The organism is Flexivirga sp. (genome assembly GCF_035551235.1).
Classification (GTDB): Bacteria; Actinomycetota; Actinomycetes; order Actinomycetales; family Dermatophilaceae; genus Flexivirga.
In genome coordinates, this window is record NZ_DASZNO010000021.1 from 334,348 (window position 1) to 356,317 (window position 21,970).

The 21,970-nt window shown below is 68.9% G+C and carries 24 protein-coding genes and 1 riboswitch; of the genes, 6 read left to right on the forward strand and 18 right to left on the reverse strand.

Annotated elements, in window-relative coordinates:
* The first annotated feature begins 102 nt into the window (after positions 1-102).
* Positions 103-747 (forward strand): TIGR03085 family metal-binding protein, encoded by a 645-nt coding sequence (locus VG502_RS06765; protein ID WP_325549261.1) that lies wholly within the window; start codon positions 103-105, stop codon positions 745-747.
* A gap of 78 nt (positions 748-825) precedes the next feature.
* Here VG502_RS06765 and hisF read toward each other — a convergent pair whose 3' ends face one another.
* Positions 826-1,581, reverse strand: a complete 756-nt coding sequence (hisF, locus tag VG502_RS06770) for an imidazole glycerol phosphate synthase subunit HisF (RefSeq protein WP_325549262.1) — start codon at positions 1,579-1,581, stop codon at positions 826-828.
* A gap of 373 nt (positions 1,582-1,954) precedes the next feature.
* On the opposite strand from hisF, the gene ectA reads away from it, so the two are divergent.
* From ectA to VG502_RS06795, 5 genes are all read left to right on the forward strand, one after another.
* Positions 1,955-2,419, forward strand: coding sequence for a diaminobutyrate acetyltransferase (gene ectA / locus VG502_RS06775; RefSeq protein WP_414655712.1), 465 nt, complete (start codon positions 1,955-1,957; stop codon positions 2,417-2,419).
* 99 nt (positions 2,420-2,518) lie between these two features.
* Entirely contained in the window at positions 2,519-3,781 is a 1,263-nt protein-coding gene (gene ectB / locus VG502_RS06780; protein WP_325549264.1) for a diaminobutyrate--2-oxoglutarate transaminase, read from the forward strand.
* A gap of 46 nt (positions 3,782-3,827) precedes the next feature.
* On the forward strand, positions 3,828-4,220 hold the full coding sequence (locus tag VG502_RS06785; protein WP_325549265.1) for an ectoine synthase: 393 nt from the start codon (positions 3,828-3,830) through the stop codon (positions 4,218-4,220).
* 73 nt (positions 4,221-4,293) lie between these two features.
* Positions 4,294-5,187 (forward strand): ectoine hydroxylase, encoded by an 894-nt coding sequence (gene thpD / locus VG502_RS06790; protein ID WP_325549266.1) that lies wholly within the window; start codon positions 4,294-4,296, stop codon positions 5,185-5,187.
* 9 nt (positions 5,188-5,196) lie between these two features.
* Positions 5,197-5,751, forward strand: a complete 555-nt coding sequence (locus tag VG502_RS06795) for a nucleoside/nucleotide kinase family protein (protein WP_325549267.1) — start codon at positions 5,197-5,199, stop codon at positions 5,749-5,751.
* On the opposite strand, the gene VG502_RS06800 is transcribed toward VG502_RS06795, so the two are convergent.
* The 17 genes from VG502_RS06800 to metK form a co-directional block, all read right to left on the reverse strand.
* On the reverse strand, positions 5,748-6,224 hold the full coding sequence (locus VG502_RS06800; protein ID WP_325549268.1) for a PH domain-containing protein: 477 nt from the start codon (positions 6,222-6,224) through the stop codon (positions 5,748-5,750). The two genes, VG502_RS06795 and VG502_RS06800, sit on opposite strands and share 4 nt — an antisense overlap.
* Positions 6,221-7,084: an ATP phosphoribosyltransferase gene (gene hisG / locus VG502_RS06805; RefSeq protein WP_325549269.1), complete on the reverse strand. Its 864-nt coding sequence runs from the start codon at positions 7,082-7,084 to the stop codon at positions 6,221-6,223. The genes VG502_RS06800 and hisG overlap by 4 nt, the downstream gene beginning before the upstream one ends.
* Positions 7,071-7,334, reverse strand: coding sequence for a phosphoribosyl-ATP diphosphatase (locus VG502_RS06810; RefSeq protein ID WP_325549270.1), 264 nt, complete (start codon positions 7,332-7,334; stop codon positions 7,071-7,073). Before VG502_RS06810 ends, hisG begins: the two co-directional genes overlap by 14 nt.
* Before the next feature lie 45 nt (positions 7,335-7,379).
* Positions 7,380-8,396 carry a DUF2971 domain-containing protein gene (locus tag VG502_RS06815; RefSeq protein ID WP_325549271.1) on the reverse strand — a complete coding sequence of 339 codons (1,017 nt, stop codon included), beginning with the start codon at positions 8,394-8,396 and terminating at the stop codon, positions 7,380-7,382.
* 36 nt (positions 8,397-8,432) lie between these two features.
* Positions 8,433-9,305: a class I SAM-dependent methyltransferase gene (locus tag VG502_RS06820; RefSeq protein WP_325549272.1), complete on the reverse strand. Its 873-nt coding sequence runs from the start codon at positions 9,303-9,305 to the stop codon at positions 8,433-8,435.
* Positions 9,306-9,314: 9 nt separating this feature from the next.
* Positions 9,315-9,815, reverse strand: a complete 501-nt coding sequence (ribH, locus tag VG502_RS06825; protein WP_325549273.1) for a 6,7-dimethyl-8-ribityllumazine synthase — start codon at positions 9,813-9,815, stop codon at positions 9,315-9,317.
* A gap of 133 nt (positions 9,816-9,948) precedes the next feature.
* On the reverse strand, positions 9,949-11,139 hold the full coding sequence (ribB, locus tag VG502_RS06830) for a 3,4-dihydroxy-2-butanone-4-phosphate synthase (RefSeq protein WP_325549274.1): 1,191 nt from the start codon (positions 11,137-11,139) through the stop codon (positions 9,949-9,951).
* Positions 11,136-11,840, reverse strand: coding sequence for a nicotinamide mononucleotide transporter family protein (locus VG502_RS06835; protein ID WP_325549275.1), 705 nt, complete (start codon positions 11,838-11,840; stop codon positions 11,136-11,138). The genes ribB and VG502_RS06835 overlap by 4 nt, the downstream gene beginning before the upstream one ends.
* Positions 11,837-12,451: a riboflavin synthase gene (locus VG502_RS06840; protein WP_325549276.1), complete on the reverse strand. Its 615-nt coding sequence runs from the start codon at positions 12,449-12,451 to the stop codon at positions 11,837-11,839. Before VG502_RS06840 ends, VG502_RS06835 begins: the two co-directional genes overlap by 4 nt.
* A gap of 1 nt (position 12,452) precedes the next feature.
* On the reverse strand, positions 12,453-13,460 hold the full coding sequence (gene ribD / locus VG502_RS06845) for a bifunctional diaminohydroxyphosphoribosylaminopyrimidine deaminase/5-amino-6-(5-phosphoribosylamino)uracil reductase RibD (RefSeq protein WP_325549277.1): 1,008 nt from the start codon (positions 13,458-13,460) through the stop codon (positions 12,453-12,455).
* 118 nt (positions 13,461-13,578) lie between these two features.
* Positions 13,579-13,707: riboswitch (FMN riboswitch) on the reverse strand.
* 149 nt (positions 13,708-13,856) lie between these two features.
* On the reverse strand, positions 13,857-14,516 hold the full coding sequence (gene rpe / locus VG502_RS06850) for a ribulose-phosphate 3-epimerase (RefSeq protein WP_325549278.1): 660 nt from the start codon (positions 14,514-14,516) through the stop codon (positions 13,857-13,859).
* Between the two features lie 42 nt (positions 14,517-14,558).
* Entirely contained in the window at positions 14,559-16,088 is a 1,530-nt protein-coding gene (locus VG502_RS06855) for an RsmB/NOP family class I SAM-dependent RNA methyltransferase (RefSeq protein ID WP_414655713.1), read from the reverse strand.
* The gene (fmt, locus tag VG502_RS06860) at positions 16,082-17,011 is read right to left on the reverse strand and encodes a methionyl-tRNA formyltransferase (protein ID WP_325549280.1); all 930 of its coding nucleotides are present in this window, start codon (positions 17,009-17,011) and stop codon (positions 16,082-16,084) included. Before fmt ends, VG502_RS06855 begins: the two co-directional genes overlap by 7 nt.
* Before the next feature lies 1 nt (position 17,012).
* Complete coding sequence (def, locus tag VG502_RS06865) at positions 17,013-17,558, reverse strand: peptide deformylase (protein ID WP_325549281.1); 546 nt, start codon at positions 17,556-17,558, stop codon at positions 17,013-17,015.
* 9 nt (positions 17,559-17,567) lie between these two features.
* Positions 17,568-18,251 (reverse strand): HAD family hydrolase, encoded by a 684-nt coding sequence (locus tag VG502_RS06870; RefSeq protein ID WP_325549282.1) that lies wholly within the window; start codon positions 18,249-18,251, stop codon positions 17,568-17,570.
* Between the two features lie 48 nt (positions 18,252-18,299).
* Positions 18,300-20,465 carry a primosomal protein N' gene (locus VG502_RS06875; RefSeq protein ID WP_325549283.1) on the reverse strand — a complete coding sequence of 722 codons (2,166 nt, stop codon included), beginning with the start codon at positions 20,463-20,465 and terminating at the stop codon, positions 18,300-18,302.
* Between the two features lie 261 nt (positions 20,466-20,726).
* Positions 20,727-21,941, reverse strand: a complete 1,215-nt coding sequence (metK, locus tag VG502_RS06880) for a methionine adenosyltransferase (protein WP_325549284.1) — start codon at positions 21,939-21,941, stop codon at positions 20,727-20,729.
* Positions 21,942-21,970 lie beyond the last annotated feature (29 nt).

The window sequence follows — 21,970 nt, forward strand, 5'->3', positions numbered from 1 at the left end:
CTGCCGCACCGACTTTCCGGTCTCGGCACGGCCGCATCCCGGCGGTCGTGACGGGCGCGCCCGGATGCCCTGTGCCCGCTCGTTGTGCGCCATGATCCCTGTATGCCGAATTTCGCCCAGTCCGAACGCGCCGGCTTGTGTGACGCGTTCGTCGACGTCGGACCCGACGCCCCCACCCTGTGCGGCGACTGGACCACCCGTGACCTCGCCGCCCACCTGGTGGTCCGCGAGAGCCGGCCGGACGCCGCGGCCGGAATGTTCATCCCGCTGCTGGCCGGGCGCCTTGAATCCATTCAGCGCAAGGTCGCGGAGACACCGTGGGACGAGCTGGTCGAGAAGGTGCGCTCCGGCCCACCACGGCTCGGACCGTTCGGTTTCCCGGGCGTGGACGCGAAGGCGAATCTCTCGGAGTTCTTCATCCATCATGAGGACGTGCTGCGTGCGGGCGACCACCCGGACGCGCGGCGTGAGGTGCCCGCCGAGGAACAGGCCGAGCTGTGGAAGATCCTGCCGCGCATCGGCCGTATGACGTTGCGCAGCACCCGCGTCGGCGTCGTCGCGGACTGCCCCGGTCACGGCCGCCGCAGCCTGCGCAGCCCCCGGGACGACCACGGGAACGTCGTGCTGCACGGCGCGCCCGGTGAGGTGCTGCTGCACATCTTCGGTCGCGTCGCAGTCACCGACATCGAGCTCGACGGCTCCGACGCCGACGTCGCCGCGTTCCGCGAATCGTCACTCGGCTTCTGATCGAGGTCCCACACCTCTACGCCGTGCCGAACGAGCTCTATGGGGCACGTTTGGCACGGCGACCGACATCCGCGGTCATCAGCGAACCTCGTGACCGGCGTCCCGCAGGGCGTCCTTGACCTGTCCGATCGTCAGCTCTCCGAAGTGGAAGACCGACGCCGCGAGCACCGCATCGGCGCCGGCCTCGACCGCCTGCACGAAGTGCTCGACCCGTCCTGCTCCCCCGCTGGCGATGATCGGCACGTCGACCTCGGCGCGCACTGCACGGATCAGCTCCAGGTCGAAGCCGTCCTTGGTGCCGTCGGCATCCATCGAGTTGAGCAGGATCTCACCGACGCCCAAAGTCGCTGCACGAGAACACCATTCGAGCGCATCCAGTTCCGTGGACTTCAGCCCGCCGTGGGTCGTCACCTCGAAGTTTCCGTGTTGCGAGCGCCGTACGTCCGCCGACAGGACGAGCACCTGCGAGCCGAAGCGCTCGGCGATCTCGGCGATGACCGCCGGTCGCGCGATCGCGCCGGTGTTGATCCCCACCTTGTCCGCGCCCGCCCGCAGCAGACGGTCGACATCGTCCACCGTCCGCACACCGCCTCCGACGGTGAGCGGGATGAAGACCTCCTCCGCGGTCCGGCCCACCACGTCGTATGTCGTGTCGCGGCCCGCAGAACTCGCGGTCACGTCGAGGAAGGTCAGCTCGTCGGCACCCTGGCCGTCATACCGCTCGGCCAGTTCGACCGGGTCGCCGGCGTCGCGGAGGTTCTCGAAATTGACGCCCTTGACCACCCGCCCGGCGTCGACGTCCAAGCAGGGGATGACTCGCACGGCAACCGTCATGACAAGCAAGGGTAGCGGTGCCGAAACCGCCGACCGGGCCGGTCTTCCGAGCGGGCGCGGCCTGGCCGATGGACCTGGTCCTGAATCACACCATTGCAACTCATCTCAGATGTTGAGACCCATTTTCGGGCCTCCGATTTGACATCCGGGGATTTTCAGCTGTCCACGCCAGATCGCGGAAAATGCGCTCCCCCAACGTGATTCGATCCTGCACTGCCGATCAGAACTTGCCTTGACTTGGCTCTGCGAGCGCATAACGTCGACGCCAGTCATGCCGATACCAATCGAAGTACCGACCCGACCCCTGTCCGCCAAGCAGCATGCTCCGCACTCCTCCCGAGCGCATGCTCCACGCCCCAGCGAGACACACACGCTGGTGATCCGGGAGCCGCGCCCGTCCGATGGTGCGCACATGTGGACCGTCGCCAAGGACGGCGGTGAGCTCGACCTGAACTCGTCATACGCCTACCTGATGATGGCTCGCGACTTCTCGACCACGTGCCGAGTCGCGTTGAGCGACAACGAGGTTGTGGGCTACGTCCTCGGCTATTGCCCGCCGGAACGGCCCACCCACCTGTTCGTCTGGCAGGTCGCCGTGCGCGACGACCAGCGCGGGCGAGGCGTCGCGGCCCACATGATCGAGCACCTGATCGCAACCAGTGAGATCGACGCCCTCGAGGCCACTGTCGAGGAGACCAACGGTGCGTCCCGCGCACTGTTCGCCAGCATCGCGCGCAAGCACGACGCCGAACTGACCTGGTCCCAGGGCATCCCCGCGGAGCACTTCCCCGACGGCCACGCCGGGGAGCCGATGCTGCAGATCCAGCCGCTGCGCTGAGCTCCAGCGCACCAACGCTGTATCGCCGCGACGACGACATCGCGGCACCGTGCGAGGTAATCGCCTGTGCACGTCCCCGATTCGACCGAAGGACTCACCATGACCGTGACAGCCGACACAACCAGCCTTGAGTCCGGTGTCCGGAGCTACTCGCGCACCTGGCCGGCGACCTTCCAGCGTGCCAAGGGCAGCTTCCTCTACACACCGGACGACGAGCAGTACCTCGACTTCTTCACCGGTGCCGGGGTCATGAGCTACGGGCACAACAACCCGATCCTGAAGGACGCGCTGCTGCGCTACCTCACCGAGGACAACATCGTTCACTCGCTGGACATGCTGACCACGGCACGCGAGGACTTCCTCACCACGTTCACCGAGAAGATCCTGCGACCGCGTGGACTCGACCACACCGTGATGTTCCCCGGACCCGGTGGAGCGAACGCGGTGGAAGCTGCCTTGAAGCTGGCCCGCAAGATCACCGGTCGTGAGTCGATCGTCAACTTCACCAACGCTTTCCACGGTATGACGCTCGGCGCCCTCGCCGTCACCGGCAACTCGATGAAGCGCGGCGGCGCCGGCATCCCGCTGGTCCACGCCACGCCGATGCCGTACGACGACTACTTCGACGGCGACGTCCCCGACTTCGTCTACTTCGAGCGGATGCTCGCCGACAGCGGCTCCGGCCTGAACAAGCCGGCGGCCGTCATCGTGGAGACCGTGCAGGGCGAGGGCGGCGTCAACGCCGCGCGCCTGGAGTGGCTGCGCCAGCTGGCCGATGTGTGCAAGAAGTACGAGATCCTGCTGATCGTCGACGACATCCAGGTCGGCTGCGGCCGCACCGGTGGCTTCTTCAGCTTCGAAGAGGCCGGCATCGTGCCCGACATCATCTGCCTGTCCAAGGCGATCAGCGGCTACGGCCTGCCGTTGGCAGTGACCCTGATCCGCCCCGAGCTGGACGTGTGGGAGCCCGGCGAGCACAACGGCACCTTCCGCGGCTTCGCCCCGGCATTCGTGACCGCGGCCGAGACCATCCGCACCTACTGGTCGGACGACACGCTGGAGCAGTCGACGATCACCAAGGGTGCGTTCGTCGAGGCCACCCTCAACAGCATCGTCGCCAAGCGCCCGGAGGGCGAGCTGACCGCCAAGGGTCGCGGCCTCATCCGCGGGCTGGAGTTCGCCGACCCGGAGAAGGCAGCCGAGACCTGCCGGAACGCCTTCGAGGCGGGCCTGCTGGTCGAGACGTCCGGACCGCGCGACGAGGTCATCAAGCTGCTCCCGCCGCTGACCATCAGCGAGGACGAGCTCACCAACGGCCTCACGCTGCTGCGCAACGCCACGACGGCCGCACTCGACGACTGACCGCGAGTCCCGCACTCCCCCAAAGACTTTCGAAAGGAATCACTTCATGCTCGTCCGATCACTCGACGACGTCACCGACACCGAACACGACATCAAGACCGAGAACTGGCGCAGCAAGCGCATCATCCTCGCCCGCGAGGGCGTCGGCTTCTCCGTGCACGAGACGACGCTGTATGCCGGGACGGTGAACGACTTCTGGTACGCCAACCACATCGAGGCAGTCTTCATCGTCGAGGGTGAGGGCGAAGTCGTGAACAAGGCGACCGGTGAGCGCCACGAGTTGCGCCCCGGCTCGCTCTACCTGCTCAACGACCACGACAAGCACCAGGTGCTCCCGCGCACCGAGATGCGAACCGTCTGCGTCTTCAACCCACCGGTCACCGGCCGCGAGGTGCACGACGAGAACGGCGTCTACCCGCTGGTGCTCGAGGACGCCTGACCCGAGACCCCCCGACACCCCTACGCGACCTCGCGTGGGGGTGTCGATCGTTTCCGACCGAGAGGAGAAAAGTATGACGACGGCAACTCACACGACGGACGACTATCCGACGCGGCATCGCTCAGAGGAGTCGAAACCACGCAAGCATCCAACGGTTTGGGGCACCGCTGCCGACGGTCCGTTCGACGAGGCCGCACTCGATGAGCACGAACGCCACGGCTTCACCATCCTGGAGGACTTCATCACTCCTGCCGAGGTGGAGACCTTCACCGGCGAGCTGAACAGGCTGGCTTCCGATCCGACCCTGCAGGGCGACGAGCGCGTCGTGACCGAGAAGGCGTCCGGGGAGGTGCGTTCGGTCTTCCAGGTCGAGAAGCTGAGCGATCCGATCGATGCACTGACCCGCGACCCACGAGTGCTCGACAGGGCTCGCCAGTTGCTCGGGTCCGACGTCTACCTGCACCAGACGCGCGTCAATTACATGCCGGGGTTCAAGGGCACCGGCTTCTACTGGCATTCGGACTTCGAGACCTGGCACGCCGAGGACGGCCTGCCGGCACCGCGTGCGGTGAGTTGTTCGATCGCGCTGACCCGGAACTACCCCTTCAACGGCGGCCTGATGGTCATGCCGGGGTCACACCAGACGTTCGTGCCCGGCGTGGGCGAGACGCCGGAGAATAACCACGCGGCATCGCTCAAGGAGCAGACGGTGGGTGTGCCGAGTGAGGAGGCGATCGCCGATCTGGCGCGGCGCTGCGGCGTGGACCAGTTCACCGGTCCGGCCGGTTCGGCGCTGTGGTTCGACTCGAACATCATGCACGCGTCGTCGAACAACATCACGCCGTACCCGCGCTCGAACGTCTTCCTCGTCTTCAACAGTGTCGAGAACACGCCCGTGGAACCGTTCGCAGCATCGGCGCCCCGCCCGGCGCACATCGCCGCCCGGGACTTCACACCCCTGCATTAGGTTGCCCATGTGAATGACCCGGTCTCCGCGACGCAGGCGCAGCAGGTCGCTGTGCTCGCGCGTGCGGTGGACCACGCTGCGGCCATCGTCGCGATCGATGGCCGCAGCGGGTCCGGCAAGACGACCCTGGCCGGAGCGGTTGCCGCTGAACTGCAGGACGCGACGGTCGTCCACCTGGACGACATGTACCCGGGCTGGGACGGCCTGGCCGCGACTCCCCCGCTGCTCGTCGCGCAGGTGCTGGAGGCGACGCGTCGCGGCGAAGGTGCCGCATTCCGCCGATTCGATTGGGTACGAGGCACCTTCGCCGACCTGGTGCCAGTGCCGCGAGTTCGTTTCCTCATCGTCGAGGGTGCCGGCAGCAGCGTCGGTATGGCGCGCCGGTATGGCGACGTGCGCGTGTGGCTCGAAGCCGATCCCGCCATACGGAAGCAGCGTGGACTGGCCCGCGACGGCGATGCCTATGCGCCGCACTGGCAGCGCTGGGCCGACCAGGAGGACGCCGTCTTCGGCGCCGACCACACCCGCGAGCATGCGCACCTCGTGCTGCGCACGGACGACTAGTCGGTGGCACCCCGGCTGTTGTTGGCCTCGACCAGGGCGGCCAGCCGCCGGGCCTCGGCGGTGGCGAAGGCTCCGTCCGAGCGCTGCACCGCCATCACCGCCATCGTCTCGGTGTCACTGAGTTCCAGGACCAGCCACGGCGTTCCGCCGCCGAACTGCACGTTGACGATCTCGGCCCACTCCACGTCGCGGGACACGATGAGGTTCTGGATGTGCAGGCCTTGAGGGCTCGGCGTCGCGCGCACCAGCGCGTAGCGCAACAGGAACGCTGCGACGGCCACCCCGAAGACGATCATCGCCGCCGAGTCGGGTGTGTTCCATCCGGTCACACCACCGCGCGGGATGGTGAAGGCCACGATCGTGAACACGACGACCACGGCAATCGCCATGACAACGCTGACGATTCGTGACCTACGCGGGCGGAACGTTGCGTAGGCCGCGGCAGCGGAGTGCTCGGTCATCTGCGTGGTCACAACCGGCAGGCTGCGATCTCGGTGACGAGGATGGCACGCGCACCGATCTCGTAGAGCCCGTCCATGACCGCGTTGGTCGCGGTACGCGGCACCATCGAACGGACTGCGACATACCCCTCGCGGTGCAGCGGCGAGACCGTCGGCGACTCCAGGCCGGGCGTGAGCGCGCACGCCTGCTCCACCAACTCGACCCGGATGTCGTAATCCATCATCACGTACCGGCTCGCCGTCAGGACGCCCTGCAACCGCCGCAGCAGCACGTCCACCGACGGGTTGCTCCCGGTGCGGTCCTGCGGGCGGATCAGCACGGCCTCGCTCTGCAGGATCGGGTCGCCGAAGACCTCGAGCCCGGCGTTGCGCAATGTTGTGCCGGTCTCCACCACATCGGCGATCACGTCGGCCACGCCAAGCGTCACCGCGGTCTCGACGGCGCCGTCCAGCCGCACCACGGACGCGTCGATCCCGTTGTCCGCGAGGTTCTTTCGCACAAGCCCGGGGAAGCTCGTCGCGATCCGCGTGCCCTGCAGGTCGGTCACCGAGGACGCCTGGCCGGGACGTGCCGCGTAGCGGAAGGTCGAGGCGCCGAAACCGAGCTGCATGACTTCCACGGCCGGAGCCTCGGAGTCGAGCAACAGGTCACGGCCGGTGATGCCGACCTCGAGGTGGCCACGCCCGACATACACGGCGATGTCCCGCGGCCGCAGGTAGAACAGCTCGATGTGCTGCTCGGCGTCGATGACGACGAGTTCCTTGGACTCACGGCGCACCCGGTAACCGGCTTCACGCATGAGGCGGGCGCTCTCCTCGGCGAGCGCGCCCTTGTTGGGCATCGCGACGCGCAGCGTCTCAGAGGTGGGCATAGACGTCCTCCAGCGAAATGTCCTGAGCGATCATCAGCACCTGCAGGTGATAGAGCAGCTGGCTGATCTCCTCGGCGGTCCGCTGCACTCCTTCGTGCTCGGCGGCCATCCAGACCTCGGAGGCTTCCTCGACGATCTTCTTGCCGATGAAATGCACGCCGGCATCGAGCTCGCGCACGGTGCCGGAGTCGGCCGGCCGGTCCTTGGCTTTGGCAGTCAGCTCAGCATGCAGCTGATCGAACGTCTTCACAGCGGCCAAGGCTAATTGCACGCGGCCACGCAGCGCGCACCCGGATCACTCTCTGAACGGTATGCCGGATCTGGTGACCGGCACATCCGCTCGTCCACCCGCTGCCAGGAGGTCGCGCACGGACTGTTCGGCCGCCGCACCGTGCGCCGACGGCGACACGGTCACGGCGCGGATCGGCAGCGGGCAGGGACGAGCACTGAGCGGTGCCTCCGGGTCGTCTCCCGGGCCGGTCAGCCGCAAGTACGGCGCGAGTCCGTACCTGCTGGCGCGGTACTGGATCACGTCGCGCAGGGCGTGCATCGTCGTTCCCCGATCACCTTGCAACCACAGCACGTAGGACGCACGAACCTCGTCCTCGTCGATGAACCCCGGATGTTTGATCAGCAGCAGGACGTCCTCCAGGTCCCCGAGCATGCGCTCCAGATCGTCGCGTCGCGCCGGCGACAGCAGGCGGCGCAGGTCCTCCGCGTCGCCCACGCCGGCGAGGTCGGCCGCCGCCTGCCGCAGCTTCTCGGCGGTGCCGGCCCGGTCGTCCAGCACGTGGTCGATCAGGCTCAACTGGGACGGACGGTCGTAGTGCACGGCGCGCCACGGCTTGCGCCGCAACCGGACTCCCCCGCCCAGCATCCCGTGGCCGCCCTCGTGCTCCTCGCCCGCGAGTTCGCCGAGCACGCGCAGCGGCCGCGCCGGGTCGAGGCCCACCGCGTAGGACTCGCCGGCGCCACCGTAGTTGCGCCACATCGCCAGGGAATCCGGGGAGCTCGACGCACTGAGCACGAAGAAGATGGCGCCGGCCCCGTCCTGCTCGGGCGGCGAGTTGCGTTCGTCGTTCGCCCGGAGCAGGCCGCCGAGCCGGCCGTAGATGCTGTCCGGCTCCAGTCGAGCGCGCTCCCGCATCCGTTCCTCGGCCAACTGGCGACCGAGCTGCACCTCGCCCCGGTCGTTCAGGAACTCCGACGACGTTGCCCACACCGTGTCGGTGCGCAGGATCGACAGCAGACCGGCCGCATCCGTGTAGTGCCAGACGAGATCAGTCAACGAGGGCTTCGGCTGGTCGTCCACTCCGCGATCGTATGCCGCTCGCAGCGACGAGGAGGCTCAGTGCGCTCCCCGCGTCGTGGCGTGCAGCAGGTGCGCGCCCGAACCTGCGGCGGGTGCCGGGACACCGAGGAACCGCTCGACCCAGCCCGCAGTCGTCAGGTCCTCGACGACGCCGAAGCCACCCTCCGCCAGCATCGCCGCCATCTCCTCGGGCCGGTATGACGACAGCCACGGCTCACCGATCGCCGCGACGCGTGCGGCACTCCGGGCTCGCGACCGGGCGGCCGGTCCCGACAGCCCGTCGGTCGGCTCCGGATAGTCGAAGACCAGGTCGACCCCTGCGGTCGCGAGCCCCGCAAGATCTGCCACGGTCCGCTCGATCGCGCGACGGGTCAGGTAGACGAGTACGCCGAGCCACACCACCACGACGGGAGATTCCGGGTCGAGGCCGGCGGCGTGCAATGCGCCTCGAGAGGACCCTCGAGAGGACTCTGTCTCGAAATCGACACCGACATACGCGACCGGGGCCGTCGCTGCGATGCCCTCACGACGTAGATGATCGCGCTTCCAGGCGCCGGTGTCCGGGTGATCGACCTCGAAAACCTTTGCCACCTGCGTTGATTCGATGCCATCGCGATATGCCGTGGTGTCCAGTCCGGCGCCGAGAATCACGACCTGCACCGGGCCATCGTTCCGTCCCGAAGCCGCCCGCAGGACCTCGCGCGCGAACTGGTGCCGCGCCGCGATGAAGAAGCGCATCCCTCGACGTTCGGGATGCTCTGCGACGTCGTCGGCAATCCGCTGCTCGCTCCACCCGGTCATCGGGATCGCCATCGGATCGTCGAAAACGCTTGCGCCATCGACGATCTGGTGAGCTGCACGATGCTTTGCCGCCGACCACGCGGTCCGGCTGGGTTCGCCCCGGATCATGCGCGGAGACTATTTCCCTTCCCTGGGCTGTCCGGAGGCGTCGGTCAGCCGGGCGAGGGTGACAGCGGTCGCGACGGCTGCCGTGGCGGCCTCGTGTCCCTTGTCCTCGGCCGAGTCCGGCAGCCCGGCACGATCCAGCGCCTGCTTCTCGTCGTCACAGGTGAGGACGCCGAAGCCGACCGGAACACTGGTGCGCACGGTCACGTCCGTGATGCCGGACGTCGCGGACGAGCAGACGTAGTCGAAATGTGGCGTCCCACCGCGGATCACGACACCCAGGGCGACCACTGCGTCATATGACGGCGCGAGCCGGGCGCACGCGACCGTCAGCTCGAACGTCCCCGGGACACGCACGACCGTCACATCGGTCACACCGCAGTCCTGCAGCCCACGTTGCGCACCGTCGAGCAGGCCGTCCATCACCTGCTGATGCCACGACGCCGCGATGACCGCCACCCGCAGCCCGGCCCCGTCGACGACCACACTGTCCGGCGCTCCATGCCCACTCATCCTTGTCCCCTCCTTCGTCGGGTCCCAGCATTCGGCTGAGCCATCTGGTCGTTCGCTGCGTTCCTCATGCTCGTCCCCTCCTTCGTCGGGTCCCAGCATTCGACTGAGCCATCTGGTCGTTCGCTCCGCTCACTCATGCCGACTCCAGGCGGTGGCCGAGGCGCACCCGCTTGGTCTCGAGGTAGCGGCTGTTGTTGACCGTGCGATCGGTGATCAGCGGCACCGTCTCGATGGTCAGGCCCGTCTCGCGCAACTGCGTCTCCTTCTCGGGGTTGTTGGTCAGCAGGCGTAGCGACTCGATCCCCAGATCGCGCAGGATCGCGCCGGCGGCGCCGAACTCGCGGTCGTCGACCGGCAGCCCGAGGGCCGTTTGTGCGTCGACGGTGTCCAGGCCCTGGTCCTGCAGCGAGTAGGCACGCAACTTGTCCAGCAGGCCCACGCCGCGGCCCTCGTGACCGCGCAGGTAGACCACGACGCCGCCTTCGGCTGCGACCCGGCGCATCGACTCGGCCAGCTGTGGCCCGCAGTCGCATCGTGTGGAGCCGAAGGTGTCACCGGTGAGGCACTCGGAATGCACTCGCACCAGCGGGGATTCGGCCGGTATGCCGAGCGGCGACACCAGGGCGACGTGGTCGGCGCCGGTGAGCAGATCGGCATACCCGATCGTTTCGAACGTGCCGGTGGCGGTGGGCAGCGTCGTGTGCGCACGCTGCTCGACCCGGTCATGCAGCCGGCGCCACGCGATCAGGTCGGCGATCGTCACGACGATCAGCCCCTCGCGCAACGCGAACGCTTCGGCGTCCTCCAGGCGCATCATCGAACCGTCGTCGTGCACGATCTCGACAATCGCGCCGACCGGTGCGCAGCCGGCCAGGCGGGCCAGGTCGACCGCTGCCTCGGTGTGTCCGGGACGCTCCAGGACACCGCGCTCACGTGCCCGCAGCGGGAAGACGTGGCCCGGGCGGGTGAACGTCTCCGACGTCGCCGACGGGTCCGCCAGCAGGGAGATCGTCCGTGCGCGTTCGGCCGCGCTGATGCCGGTCGTCAGGCCGGTCGCGTCCACGGACACGGTGTATGCCGTGCCCTTCGGGTCCTGGTTGTGCAACACCATCGGCGGCAGCCCGAGCCGATCCGCGACGGAGTCGGGCATCGGCGTGCAGATGACGCCCGAGCCGTGCCGGATGGCCCAGCCGACCCAGCGCTCATCGGCATGCTGGGCGGCCATCACCAGGTCAACCTCGTTCTCCCGGTTGGCGTCGTCTGCGACGAGCACCGGTCGGCCGGCGGCGATTTCGGACAGCGCCGCATCAATGGTGCTGATCATGATGACACCAACTCCTCGTTGAGATCGGCTCCCCGATCGGACGTGCGACTCACCCGGAGCCAGACGGTGAATCCCCAGATCACGAAGGCCGCATAGATCGCGTAGAGCGCGGCCGACGGGTAGTACTCGAAATGGATCAGCTCGGGAACGCCGACCAGGTCCACGGCGATCCACGCCAGCCAGAACTCGTTCAGGCCGCGGGCCATGGCGAAGGTGGCGATGATCGAGCCGACGAAGATCCAGGCGTCCGCCCAGAAGTACCAGCTCGGCGGGGTCCAGCCGACACCGATCATGCGGCTGATCCACTGCACGAGAACCACTGCCACCAGCCAGAATCCCAGCAACGCGAGACGTTCGGTGCTGGTCGCCCAGCGCGGCCGCACGGCCGGTGCCCCGGCACGCTTCCCGGAACGGTTGCGCTGCCACACCCACCAGCCGTAGAGCGAGGTGAGGATGAAGAACACCTGCCGGCCCGCCTGACCGAACATCACCTGTCCGCCGTGCGCGGTGAAGCCGAGGGCGAAGAAGACCGTGAAGAGCAACGCGTTGCCGATGATGCCGACCGGCCAGGCCCACACCTGACGGCGCATCCCACCGATGGCGGACGCCAATCCGAAGAGATTGCCGATGATCTCGCGCCAGGTGATGCCATGCCCGCCGATGGTGATCGAGGCGTCGTAGAGACGCTCGAAGAAGTTCACCTGCCGCCCTCCCCTCCGGTGGAGCGCACGGCGACCATGCGCTCGACATACTTGGCCAGCACGTCCACCTCGAGGTTGACCGTTTCCCCTACCTGACGGGACCCGAGGGTGGTGAGCGCGAGCGTCGTCGGGATGAGGCACACCGAGAACTCGTCATCGCCCACCGATGCCACCGTCAGGGACACTCCGTCCAGCGCGGCCGATCCCTTCTCCGCGACGTAGGGGGCGAGCTGCTCGGGCAGTGAGAAGGTCAGCTCGGTCCAGTGCTCGTGCTCCGCCCGGCGCAGCAGCTGTATGACGCCATCGACGTGTCCCTGGACGATGTGCCCGTCCAGCCGGCCGTCGGCCCGAACGGCACGTTCCAGGTTGACGGGACTCCCCGGCTGCAACGCGCCGAGGCTGCTGCGATCCAGGGTCTCTGCCATCACATCGACGGTGAACCCGTCCGGGGAGTGCTCGACGACGGTGAGGCACACGCCGTTGACGGCGATCGACGCACCGTGCTGCGCGTCCTTCACGACGGCCTGCGCGGCGATCGACAGTGTCGCCGAATCGCCTTGGCGGACAAGCTCTTGCGCGTGGCCGAGCTCCTCGATGATGCCGGTGAACACGTCACTTCCTCCGATAGCTGAGTCGAACGTCGTCCGCGAGGCGCGTGACGTCATACAGGGTCCAGGCGGTGGCGTCGGACAACGTCCCGACACCGAGCGGGCCGACGGCGGGGCTGCCGGCACCGAGTAACAGGGGTGCGACGTAGGCGACGATCTCGTCGACCAGTCCGGCGGCGCAGAACGCGGCTCCGAGGGTGGGGCCACCCTCCAGCAGCACCGTCCGGATGTCACGGGCGTGCAGCTCCTTGGTGACGGCTGCCAGGTCATGGGTGCGCAGGTGCAGCGTGTCCGCCGCGTCGTCCAACAGCCGCGCGCCGGCCGGCAGGTCACGGTCACCGACCACGACTCGCAGCGGTTGGGGACCGGTGGCCGCACCGTCCGCGGCGCGTGCCGTCAGTTGCGGGTCGTCGGCGAGCGCCGTGCCGGTGCCGACGACGATCGCACCGACGTGTCGACGCAGCTCGTGCACGTCGGCGCGTGACTGCTCATTGCTGATCCACTGACTGGTGCCATCGGCGGCGGCCGACCGGCCATCGACGGTCATGGCGAATTTCCAGGTCACCCAAGGCTTCTCGTGGGTGACGGCATACGTCCAGCGCTCGTTGAGCGCAGCCGCCTCGTCGGCGAGGACGCCACCGTGGACCTCGATGCCACGGCCGCGCAGCACCTCGCCACCGCCGCGCGCGACGGGGTTCGGGTCGCTCTGGCCGTAGACGACCCGGCTCACGCCGGCGTCGGTCAACGCGTCGGCGCATGGTCCGGTGCGGCCGGTGTGTGCGCAGGGTTCGAGGGTGACGTAGGCCGTTGCGCCACGGGCCCTCTCACCGGCTTCGGTGAGTGCGCCGACCTCGGCGTGCGGTGTGCCGGCTCCGGCGTGCCAGCCGCGACCGACGATCTCGCCGTCACGCACCAGCACGCAGCCGACGCGGGGGTTGGGGTCCACGACGGGACCGCGTGCGGCCAGGTCGAGGGCAGCACGCATCGGCTGCTCGAAGTCCGGTCTTTGCACGACTTCGTCACTCCTTCCCGGTCCGGTCTCACCGGCTCCGGGGGTGACGGGCGATCGCGCGAAGCGTCCGCTGATGCGGGCGAATACGTCGCCGCGGAGGTGTGCCAACGGCACACCCCCCGTGCTGCCTCCCATCCGGACTTTAACCGTCGGTCCTGGAGTTCCACCAGGTCAACCGGCTGCCACTGGCAGTCGGGTCGCGGACTATCACCGCCGGCTCGGAATTTCACCGACCCCGGAGCACGTTCGAGACGATTATGACACGGCCGGTCAAGCATTCAAACGCCGGTCAAGCTCCTCGAGGAGTTCGTGAGCTGTGCCCTGAGGAGCCCGTGAGGAACGAGCGGGCGGCTCGAAGGGGGACGAACGAACGTCGCGAAAGGTGCTCTCGCTCCCTCAATGACCGGCGCAGGCCGTCGCGAGTTCGCGCAGCTGCCCGATCGCCGCTGCGGCGTCATCAGCGCCGTAAACCGCTGAGCCTGCTACGAATACGTCCGCCCCGGCTTCGGCGCACTGCTCGATGGTCGACGCCGAGACGCCACCGTCGACCTGAATGCGGATCTCTCCCCCACGACGCGTGATCGCCTCCCGCACCTCGCGGACCTTCGGCAGCTGGTCGGCCATGAAGCTCTGCCCGCCGAAGCCGGGCTCGACCGTCATCACCAGCACCATGTCGACGACCTCGAGCAACTCCTCGTACGGCGCGAACTTCGTGCCGGGCTTCAGCGCCATACAGGCTCGGGCGCCGGCGGCATGCAGATCCTTGACCAGCGCCCGCGGGTCACCAGCGGCCTCGATGTGGAACGTGACGCTGTCCGCACCGGCTTCGGCGTAGGCGGGCGCCCAGCGGTCCGGGTCGTCGATCATCAGGTGGCAGTCCAGCGGGATCGGCGTGACCCGTTGCAACGCCTCGACGACCGGTAGGCCCAGGGTCAGGTTGGGCACGAAGTGGTAGTCCATGACATCGACATGCGCCGAGTCGGCGGTGGCGATGCGCTGCAGGTCGCGCTCGAGGTTGGCGAAGTCGGCCGACAGGATGCTCGGTGCGATCTGCACGCTTCCTCCAAGGTCTTGGTGAGCGAGATTCATTGAGGTTGTTCAGTTTTCGGCTTTTGGTGTCTTTCGCAGCAGCGCGAGGAACATGGCGTCGGTGCCGTGGACGTGCGGCCACAGCTGCACCGTCGGCCGGTCGCTGAGCTGCCGGATCTGCTCACCGGCCGCATCGCGGAACAGTGGCCGTGCGTCCTCCACCGTCACGTCGTCGCGGCCGCTGGTCACCGCGTGCACGACCGCGGTCGTCTCCGCCACGTGCGGGCTGCAGGTGACATAGGCGACGACCCCGCCGGTGACGGTTGCGTCGAGGGCGGAGTTGAGCAGCTCGGCCTGTATGGCGGTCAGGTCGGTCACGTCACCGGGAGTGCGACGCCACCGTGCCTCTGGCCGGCGGCGCAGCGCGCCGAGGCCGGTGCATGGTGCGTCCACCAGCACGCGCTCGTAGGCCTCCGGCTCCTCGGCACCCAGCTCACGCCCGTCACCGGTGCCGATCATCACCTCGACGCCCGCATCCAGCGCCGCGCGCAGTGTCCGGCGCACCAGGTCCGTGCGGTGCTCACTGATCTCGTTGACGAACAGTGTGACGTCCGGCTGTTGTGCCGAAAGTGCAGCCAGCAGAGCGGCTTTCCCGCCCGGCCCGGCGCACAGGTCGAGCCAGTCGCGCGGCCCCTCGACGCTTCCCGGCGCTGCTGCGAGCGCCAGCGCGACCAGTTGGGACCCCTCGTCCTGCACCGCCGCACGTGTCTCCCGCACGGCCGGTATGTCGGCCGGATCCCCGCTGGGCAGAGTGGCGCCGACCGGTGACAACGTCGACGGCTCGGCGCCCGCGTCGACGAGTTCCTGCACGGTCGCGAGCCCCGGGCGGGCCACCAGCGACACCGTGGGCGCTGCGTTGTCGGCCTCCAGCAAAGCCTCCAGGGCCGCGTCCAGCTCGGTCTCGTCGGTGATCCCGTCCGAGCGCAGCGCGCCACGCAGCGCCCGCACGATCCACTCCGGGTGGGAGTGCTCCACCGCCAGGGCGTCCTCGCGGGGGCGCCCGGCCGTCACCTCACGGATCCACTCCTCGCGGGTGCGTTCGGTGATCCGGCGCAGCACGGCGTTCACGAAGCCGGAGGCGCCGGTCCCGTTGACCTCCCGGGCCAGCGCGACCGTCTCGGAGGCGGCTGCATGCGAGGGCACCCGCATGCCCAGGATCTGATGCGCGCCCAGGCGCAGTGTGTCCAGCACGGGCGGGTCGATATGTCGGGCGGGTCGTCCTGCGGCGAACTCGATGATCGCGTCGTAGAGGCCGCGCATGCGGATGGCGCCATACGTCAGCTCGGTGGCGAATGCCGCGTCACGGCCGTGCAGGTCCGCCGAGCGCAGTGCCTTCGGCAGCTCGAGGTTGGCGTAGGCACCGTCGGCGACCGCGCGGCTGACCTCCCAGGCCACCTTGCGCACCGGGTCGCCGCCACGTCGCCGATCCGCCGGACGGGTCGCCGTGCGGTTCTTGCCGCCGGCCCGCCGGGACTCGGGACGTTGCCGTCCACGATCGTCGCGGTATCCGCCGCGGGTTCGGTCGCCGTCGCTCACGATAGATTTTCTCCTTCTGCGACGCGGACGCCGCGAGCCCAGTCTGCCGCCGCCATGGCCTTCTTGCCATGGGGCTGCACGGTGTCCAGCCGCACGGGGGTGGTGCCGGTGCCGACGTACACGGCGCGTTTGGTCGCCAGCAGTGCACCAGCGGCAGGTCGTATGTCGCCGGGCACGTCCTGGTCCAGCTTCAGCACCTTCAGGCGCGTGTCGCGGAAGGTCGTCCAGGCTCCGGGCGCCGGCGTGCAGGCCCGCTGTCGCCGGTCGATGGCGAATGCTGGCTCCTGCCAACGGATTTGGGCATCTTCGACGGTGATCTTCGGCGCCAGCGACACGCCCTCCGCGGGCTGTGGCACCGGCGTGATCGAGCCGTCGGCGAGGCCGTCGAGTGCGGCCACGAGCAATCCGGCGCCGGCTTCGGCCAGGCGGCCGAGCAGGTCGCCGCTGGTGTCGCTCCGGCGGATCGTCTCGGTCATCGTGCCGAGGACCGGCCCGGTGTCCATGCCCTCCTCGAGCAGGAACGCCGTGGCACCGGTGACCTCGTCGCCGTGCAGGATCGCGTGCTGCACGGGGGCGGCTCCGCGCCAAGCGGGCAGGAGTGAGAAGTGCAGGTTGACCCAGCCATGATGCGGGACGTCGAGCACCGGTCGTGGCACGAGCGAGCCATAGGCGACGACCGGGCACACGTCGGGCGCCAATGCGGCCAGTTCGTCGGCGAATCCGGGCTGTTTGGCCGAGCGCGGTTTCAGCACCGGCACACCGAGTTCCTCCCCCAGTAGGCCGACCGGCGACGCCTTGAGCGACCGGCCGCGGCCAGCGGGTGCATCGGGACGGGTGACGACGCCGACGATCTCGTGCTCGGATGCGGCGATCGCGCGCAGACTCGGCAACGCGACTTCCGGTGTGCCGGCGAAGACGACGCGCATCTCAGGCTCCGTAGGTCGGGTTGGCGTGCGGGCTGTCGCGGACTATCGGGCCGGGCAGCCCGGCCCACTCGGCGCTGCGGATCTCCTTCAGCGCCAGCATGCGCTGCTCCTTGTCGAGCCGGTCGATGAAGAGGATCCCGTCCAGGTGATCTGTCTCGTGCTGGATGCACCGGGCCAGCAGGTGACTGCCCTCGACCGTGACCGGTTCGCCATACATGTCGAACCCGCGGGCCACCACCGACAGTGAGCGCGGCGTCGGCCAGGAGAAGGCCGGGATCGACAGGCAGCCCTCCTCGTCGACCTCGATCTCACCGGAGAGGTCGAGATCGGGGTTGACCAGGTGACCGAGCTGACCGTCCACGTAATAGGTGAAGACGCGCAGTCCGACGCCCAGCTGCGGTGCGGCCAGGCCGGCGCCCGGCGCATCCATCATGGTGTCGGTCAGGTCCTGGACCAGCGTGCGCAGTTCCTTGTCGAAGGTCGTGACCCGCGCTGCGGGAGTGCGCAGGACGGGGTCGCCATACAGGCGGATGGGGGTGATCGACATGGCGCCGGCCTACTGCTCCACCGGCAGGCCACGCACCAGCAGATCGGCGCGCAGTTCCTCGGGGGTGGTGAACGCGATCGCGTCCATGCCGGCTGCGGTGGCCGCCTGGACGTTGGCGAGCTTGTCGTCGATGAAAATGCAGTCGTCGAGACTGCCCAGGTGGCGGATCCGGTCCTCCAGCTCCTCGAAGATCTCGGGATCGGGCTTGGCCACGCCCTCCTCGCCGGACACGATGATGTCCTCGAAGAGCTCGAGGAAGTCGAAGGTCTCGACCGCAGCAGGGAAAGTCTCCGCGGACCAGTTGGTCAACGCGATCAGCGGGATCTCAGCCGCGTGCAGCTGCTTGAGGATCGCCACCGTCCCCTCGATGGGTCCGCGCATCGACTTGGCGAAATTCTCGCGGTACGAACGGATTTCGTCGGCGAGGTGCGGGTATGCCGCGGTGGCTTCCTGCTCGGCCTCGGCGAAGGTGCGACCCGCATCCTGTGCGTGGTTCCAGGCACCGAAATCGAACTCGCCGCTGGTGAGGAACTTCTGCGCGCGTTCCTCGCCCACGCCCGCGGCGATCGCCGGCTCGGGGTCCCACTCGATCAGCACATTGCCCAGGTCGAAGACGACAGCGTCGACGGGAGACGGGTTCAGATCGGGCTCGTCGGTGGCCTCGTCGGAGGTCGTTGTCTGCTGCTGGCTCACCACGCAGAGACTAACGGCGCCGAGGCGCGCGACGATCCGTGGGGTGAATCAAAGCAGAGCGCCGCTGGGATCGACGCGAACGGTCACGGTGCCCGGCAGCTTGCGGGCGCTGCGGATGCCGCGTGCCGCCGCGATGGCCCTGGTCACCGCCGGCGCGTGGGCGCGCGGGGCACGCAGCAGCATGCTCGTGCCCTCGCCACCGGGGTTCGGCATCGGACCGATGCGCTCCAGGGGCACCGAGTCGTCCAGCGCCTGGCGGGCGGCGGTGCTGAACGCGTCCAGGTCTGCGGCGTCCCCGGTCAGGAGCACAATCCACGACGACGGCGGCAGGTCCAGCTCGCGCCGGGCGGCCAGTTCGCGTTCGGCGAAGGTGTCCGGCGCCCAGCGCACCAGCGCTTCCACAGGGGGCAGTGTCACCCCCGACGAGACACCGCAGACGACCACTGCGCCACCGTGTGACGCGGGTCGGGTCAACGCTGCGGCCGCCGTCCAGCGACGGTAGGTCTCCTCCCCCGCGTCCAGGGCGGCGCGATCCAGCAGCGCCCAGCCGTCGAGCAACAGCGTTGCGGCATAACCGAATTCGGCGATCGGCTCGGCCCCGGGGGTGGCAATGACCAGCTGCGGGGTCGAGCTGACCGACGCGACGATCTCGCCGGCGCCCGAGCGCAGGACAGGGGCGCCGGGGAACGCGCGCCCCAACTCCTCCGCGGTGCGCCGTGCGCCGACGACGGCGGCGTGCAACCGGGTGCTGTAACACTCCGGGCAGCGCCACGGCTCGGCGGCGCGGCCACACCACCGGCATACCGGCGGCGAGGTGGGAGCCGGCAGGCCCATCGGCCCATGACAGTGCTCGCAGCGGGCGACCTCACGGCACTGCCCACAGCGCAGTGTCGGCAGGTAGCCGCGACGCGGGACCTGCACCAGCACCGGCCCCTGCTCCAGCGCCGCGCGCGCCGTCGACCAGGCGACCGGCGGCAGGTGCGCGTGGGCGGCGGCGCCGGCGCGCTCGACCTCGCGCTCGTCACCGGCGACGATCACCCGCGGCACCGATCCGGGGGCGGTGCGTGTCTGCACCGGTCGGACCACGCCGTCCTCGAGCCAGCGCTGGACGGGCACCGACCGGACGAACCCGCCGAGCAACAGCGCGGCCTGCTCGCGTGCCGCGCGCAGGCGCAGCACCTCCCGCGTCTGCGGGTATGGCGAGCGCGGCTCGGCCAGCAGGTCGTCCCCGTCGTCCCAGCTCGCGAGCAGCCCGAGGTCACGCACGGGCGCCCAGGCGGCGGCGCGGGTGCCGATGACACAGCGGACGTGTCCGCGCAGCACCTTCAGCCATGCGGTGTAGCGCGCCTGCGGGCCCTGCTCGGCGGTGAGCCGGACGTGCCGCCCCTCGCCCAGCTCCGCGGTGAGTGCGGCATCGAGGCGGTCGAGGTCCCGATGGTCCGGCACGACGAGCAGCGCGCCGCGACCGCCGTGCAACGTGGCGTGCGCGGCCTGTGCGAGCGCGGCCGGCCAGTCGTTGTCCGGGTCGACGGTCGGTGCTGCCAGCCAGGACGCTGCGGGGTCGTCGCCACCGGACAACCGACGCAGGAACGCGTCTCCGGCGGGATAGCGCTGCCAGACAGTGCCCTGCGGAGCGCCCGGGCGCTCGAAGGCGGGCACCGGCTTGGCGTCCAGTGCCTTCTCGGCGGCGGCATGCCGTGGCGGCACCGCGAGCCGCAGCACGTCGGCGAGCGGCCCGGCGTAGTGATCGGCGACCGCGCGGCAGGCGTCGAGCACGTATGGCGTCAGCACCGGCTCAGGACTGACCACCCTGCGCAGCGGTGTCAGCCTGCCGGTGTGCTCCGGCTCGGCCACCCGCGCGACGATGTAGCCCGAGACGTCCTTGCCAGCGAAGCGCGCCTTGATCCGCACACCGGGTCGGGCCGCGTCGGCGAGCTTCTCGGGGACCGCGTATTCGAACTCGCGGTCCAGGTGTGCCAGCCCGACGTCGAGCACCACCCGCGCCACCGGTAACGGGACCGTGGACGTGACCGGCTCCGCCTGGACCCGCTCCCTGGTGACCCTGGGCGCTGCGGCGTGCAAGAGGTGCAGCTGCTCCGGCGTCGCGGGACGGGGCGGGTCATCGTTGGTGTGGTCGTTGGTGTGGTCGTTCCCGTGGTGTGTCGTGCCGGATGCGTCCGCCGACGGATCAGTGGGCCGGTCGGACGAACGCATGCCCTGTTTATACGCGATGCCCCGGACAGCGCGATCGCCATACCCGCGCACACTCGTCCCCAACCCGCAACCGTTGCCACTTAAGGACACGATCCAGCGCAACACTCGTCCCCAACCCGCAACCGTTGCCACTTAAGGACACGATCCAGCGCAACACCCGTCCCGACATACCGACCGTCGGCACTTAAGGACGCAACCACAGGAACGCCCGCCGAAAGAGTTCGGCGGGCGTTCCTGTTGTTGTGGGATGAGTCGGAGCGATCAAATGCTCCGGCGCAGGTCCTCGACCTTGTCGGTGCGCTCCCAGGTGAAGGCGTTCTCGACACCGTCGGCCTTGGTGCGGCCGAAGTGACCGTAGGCGGCGGTCGGCTTGTAGATCGGCCGCAGCAGGTCCAGCTCCTCGACGATCGCGGCGGGCCGCAGGTCGAAGACCGTGGTGATGGCGTTCTGGATCTTCTCCAGCGGCTTCTTCTCGGTGCCGAAGGTCTCGACATACAGACCGACCGGCTGCGCCTTGCCGATGGCGTAGGCAACCTGCACCTCGCAACGGTCGGCGAGCCCGGCCGCGACGACGTTCTTGGCGACCCAGCGCATGGCGTATGCCGCCGAGCGGTCCACCTTCGACGGGTCCTTGCCGGAGAACGCGCCGCCGCCGTGGCGGGCCATGCCGCCGTAGGTGTCGACGATGATCTTGCGGCCGGTCAGGCCGGCGTCGCCCATCGGGCCACCGATGACGAACTTGCCGGTCGGGTTGATCAGCTTGCGGTAGTTCGAGGTGTCCAGGGGGTTGCCGGAGGCGGCGAGCTCCTCGAGCACCGGCTTGATGACGTGGGTGTCGATGTCGGGCTCGAGCATGCCCTCCAGCGAGATGTTGTCGGCGTGCTGCGTCGAGAGCACGACGGTGTCGAGGCTGACGGCCTTCTCGCCGTCATACGCGATGGTGACCTGGGTCTTGCCGTCCGGGCGCAGGTAGGCCAGCTCGCCGCTCTTGCGCACGCTGGTCAGCCGCTCGGAGAGGCGGTGCGCCAGGAAGATCGGCAGCGGCATCAGCTCGGCGGTGTCGGAGCACGCGTAGCCGAACATCAGGCCCTGGTCGCCGGCACCCTGGCTGTCCTTGGCGTCGGTGCCGCCCTCGGCGCGGTGCTCGTGCGCGGTGTCGACACCCTGGGCGATGTCCTGGGACTGCTCGCCGATCGAGATGGACACACCGCAGGAGTTGCCGTCGAAGCCCTTGAGCGACGAGTCGTAGCCGATCTCCTTGATCGTGTCGCGGACCAGCTTGGCGATCGGAACGTAGCTGTCGGTCGTCACCTCGCCGGCAACGTGCACCAGACCGGTGGTCACCATCGTCTCGACGGCGACGCGGGATTTCGGGTCGTCGGCGAGCATGGCGTCCAGGATCGAGTCACTGATCTGGTCGCAGATCTTGTCGGGGTGTCCCTCGGTAACCGATTCCGAGGTGAAGAGACGGGCCACAGGTTGCTCCTTCTTGGTGTGCAGCGGCT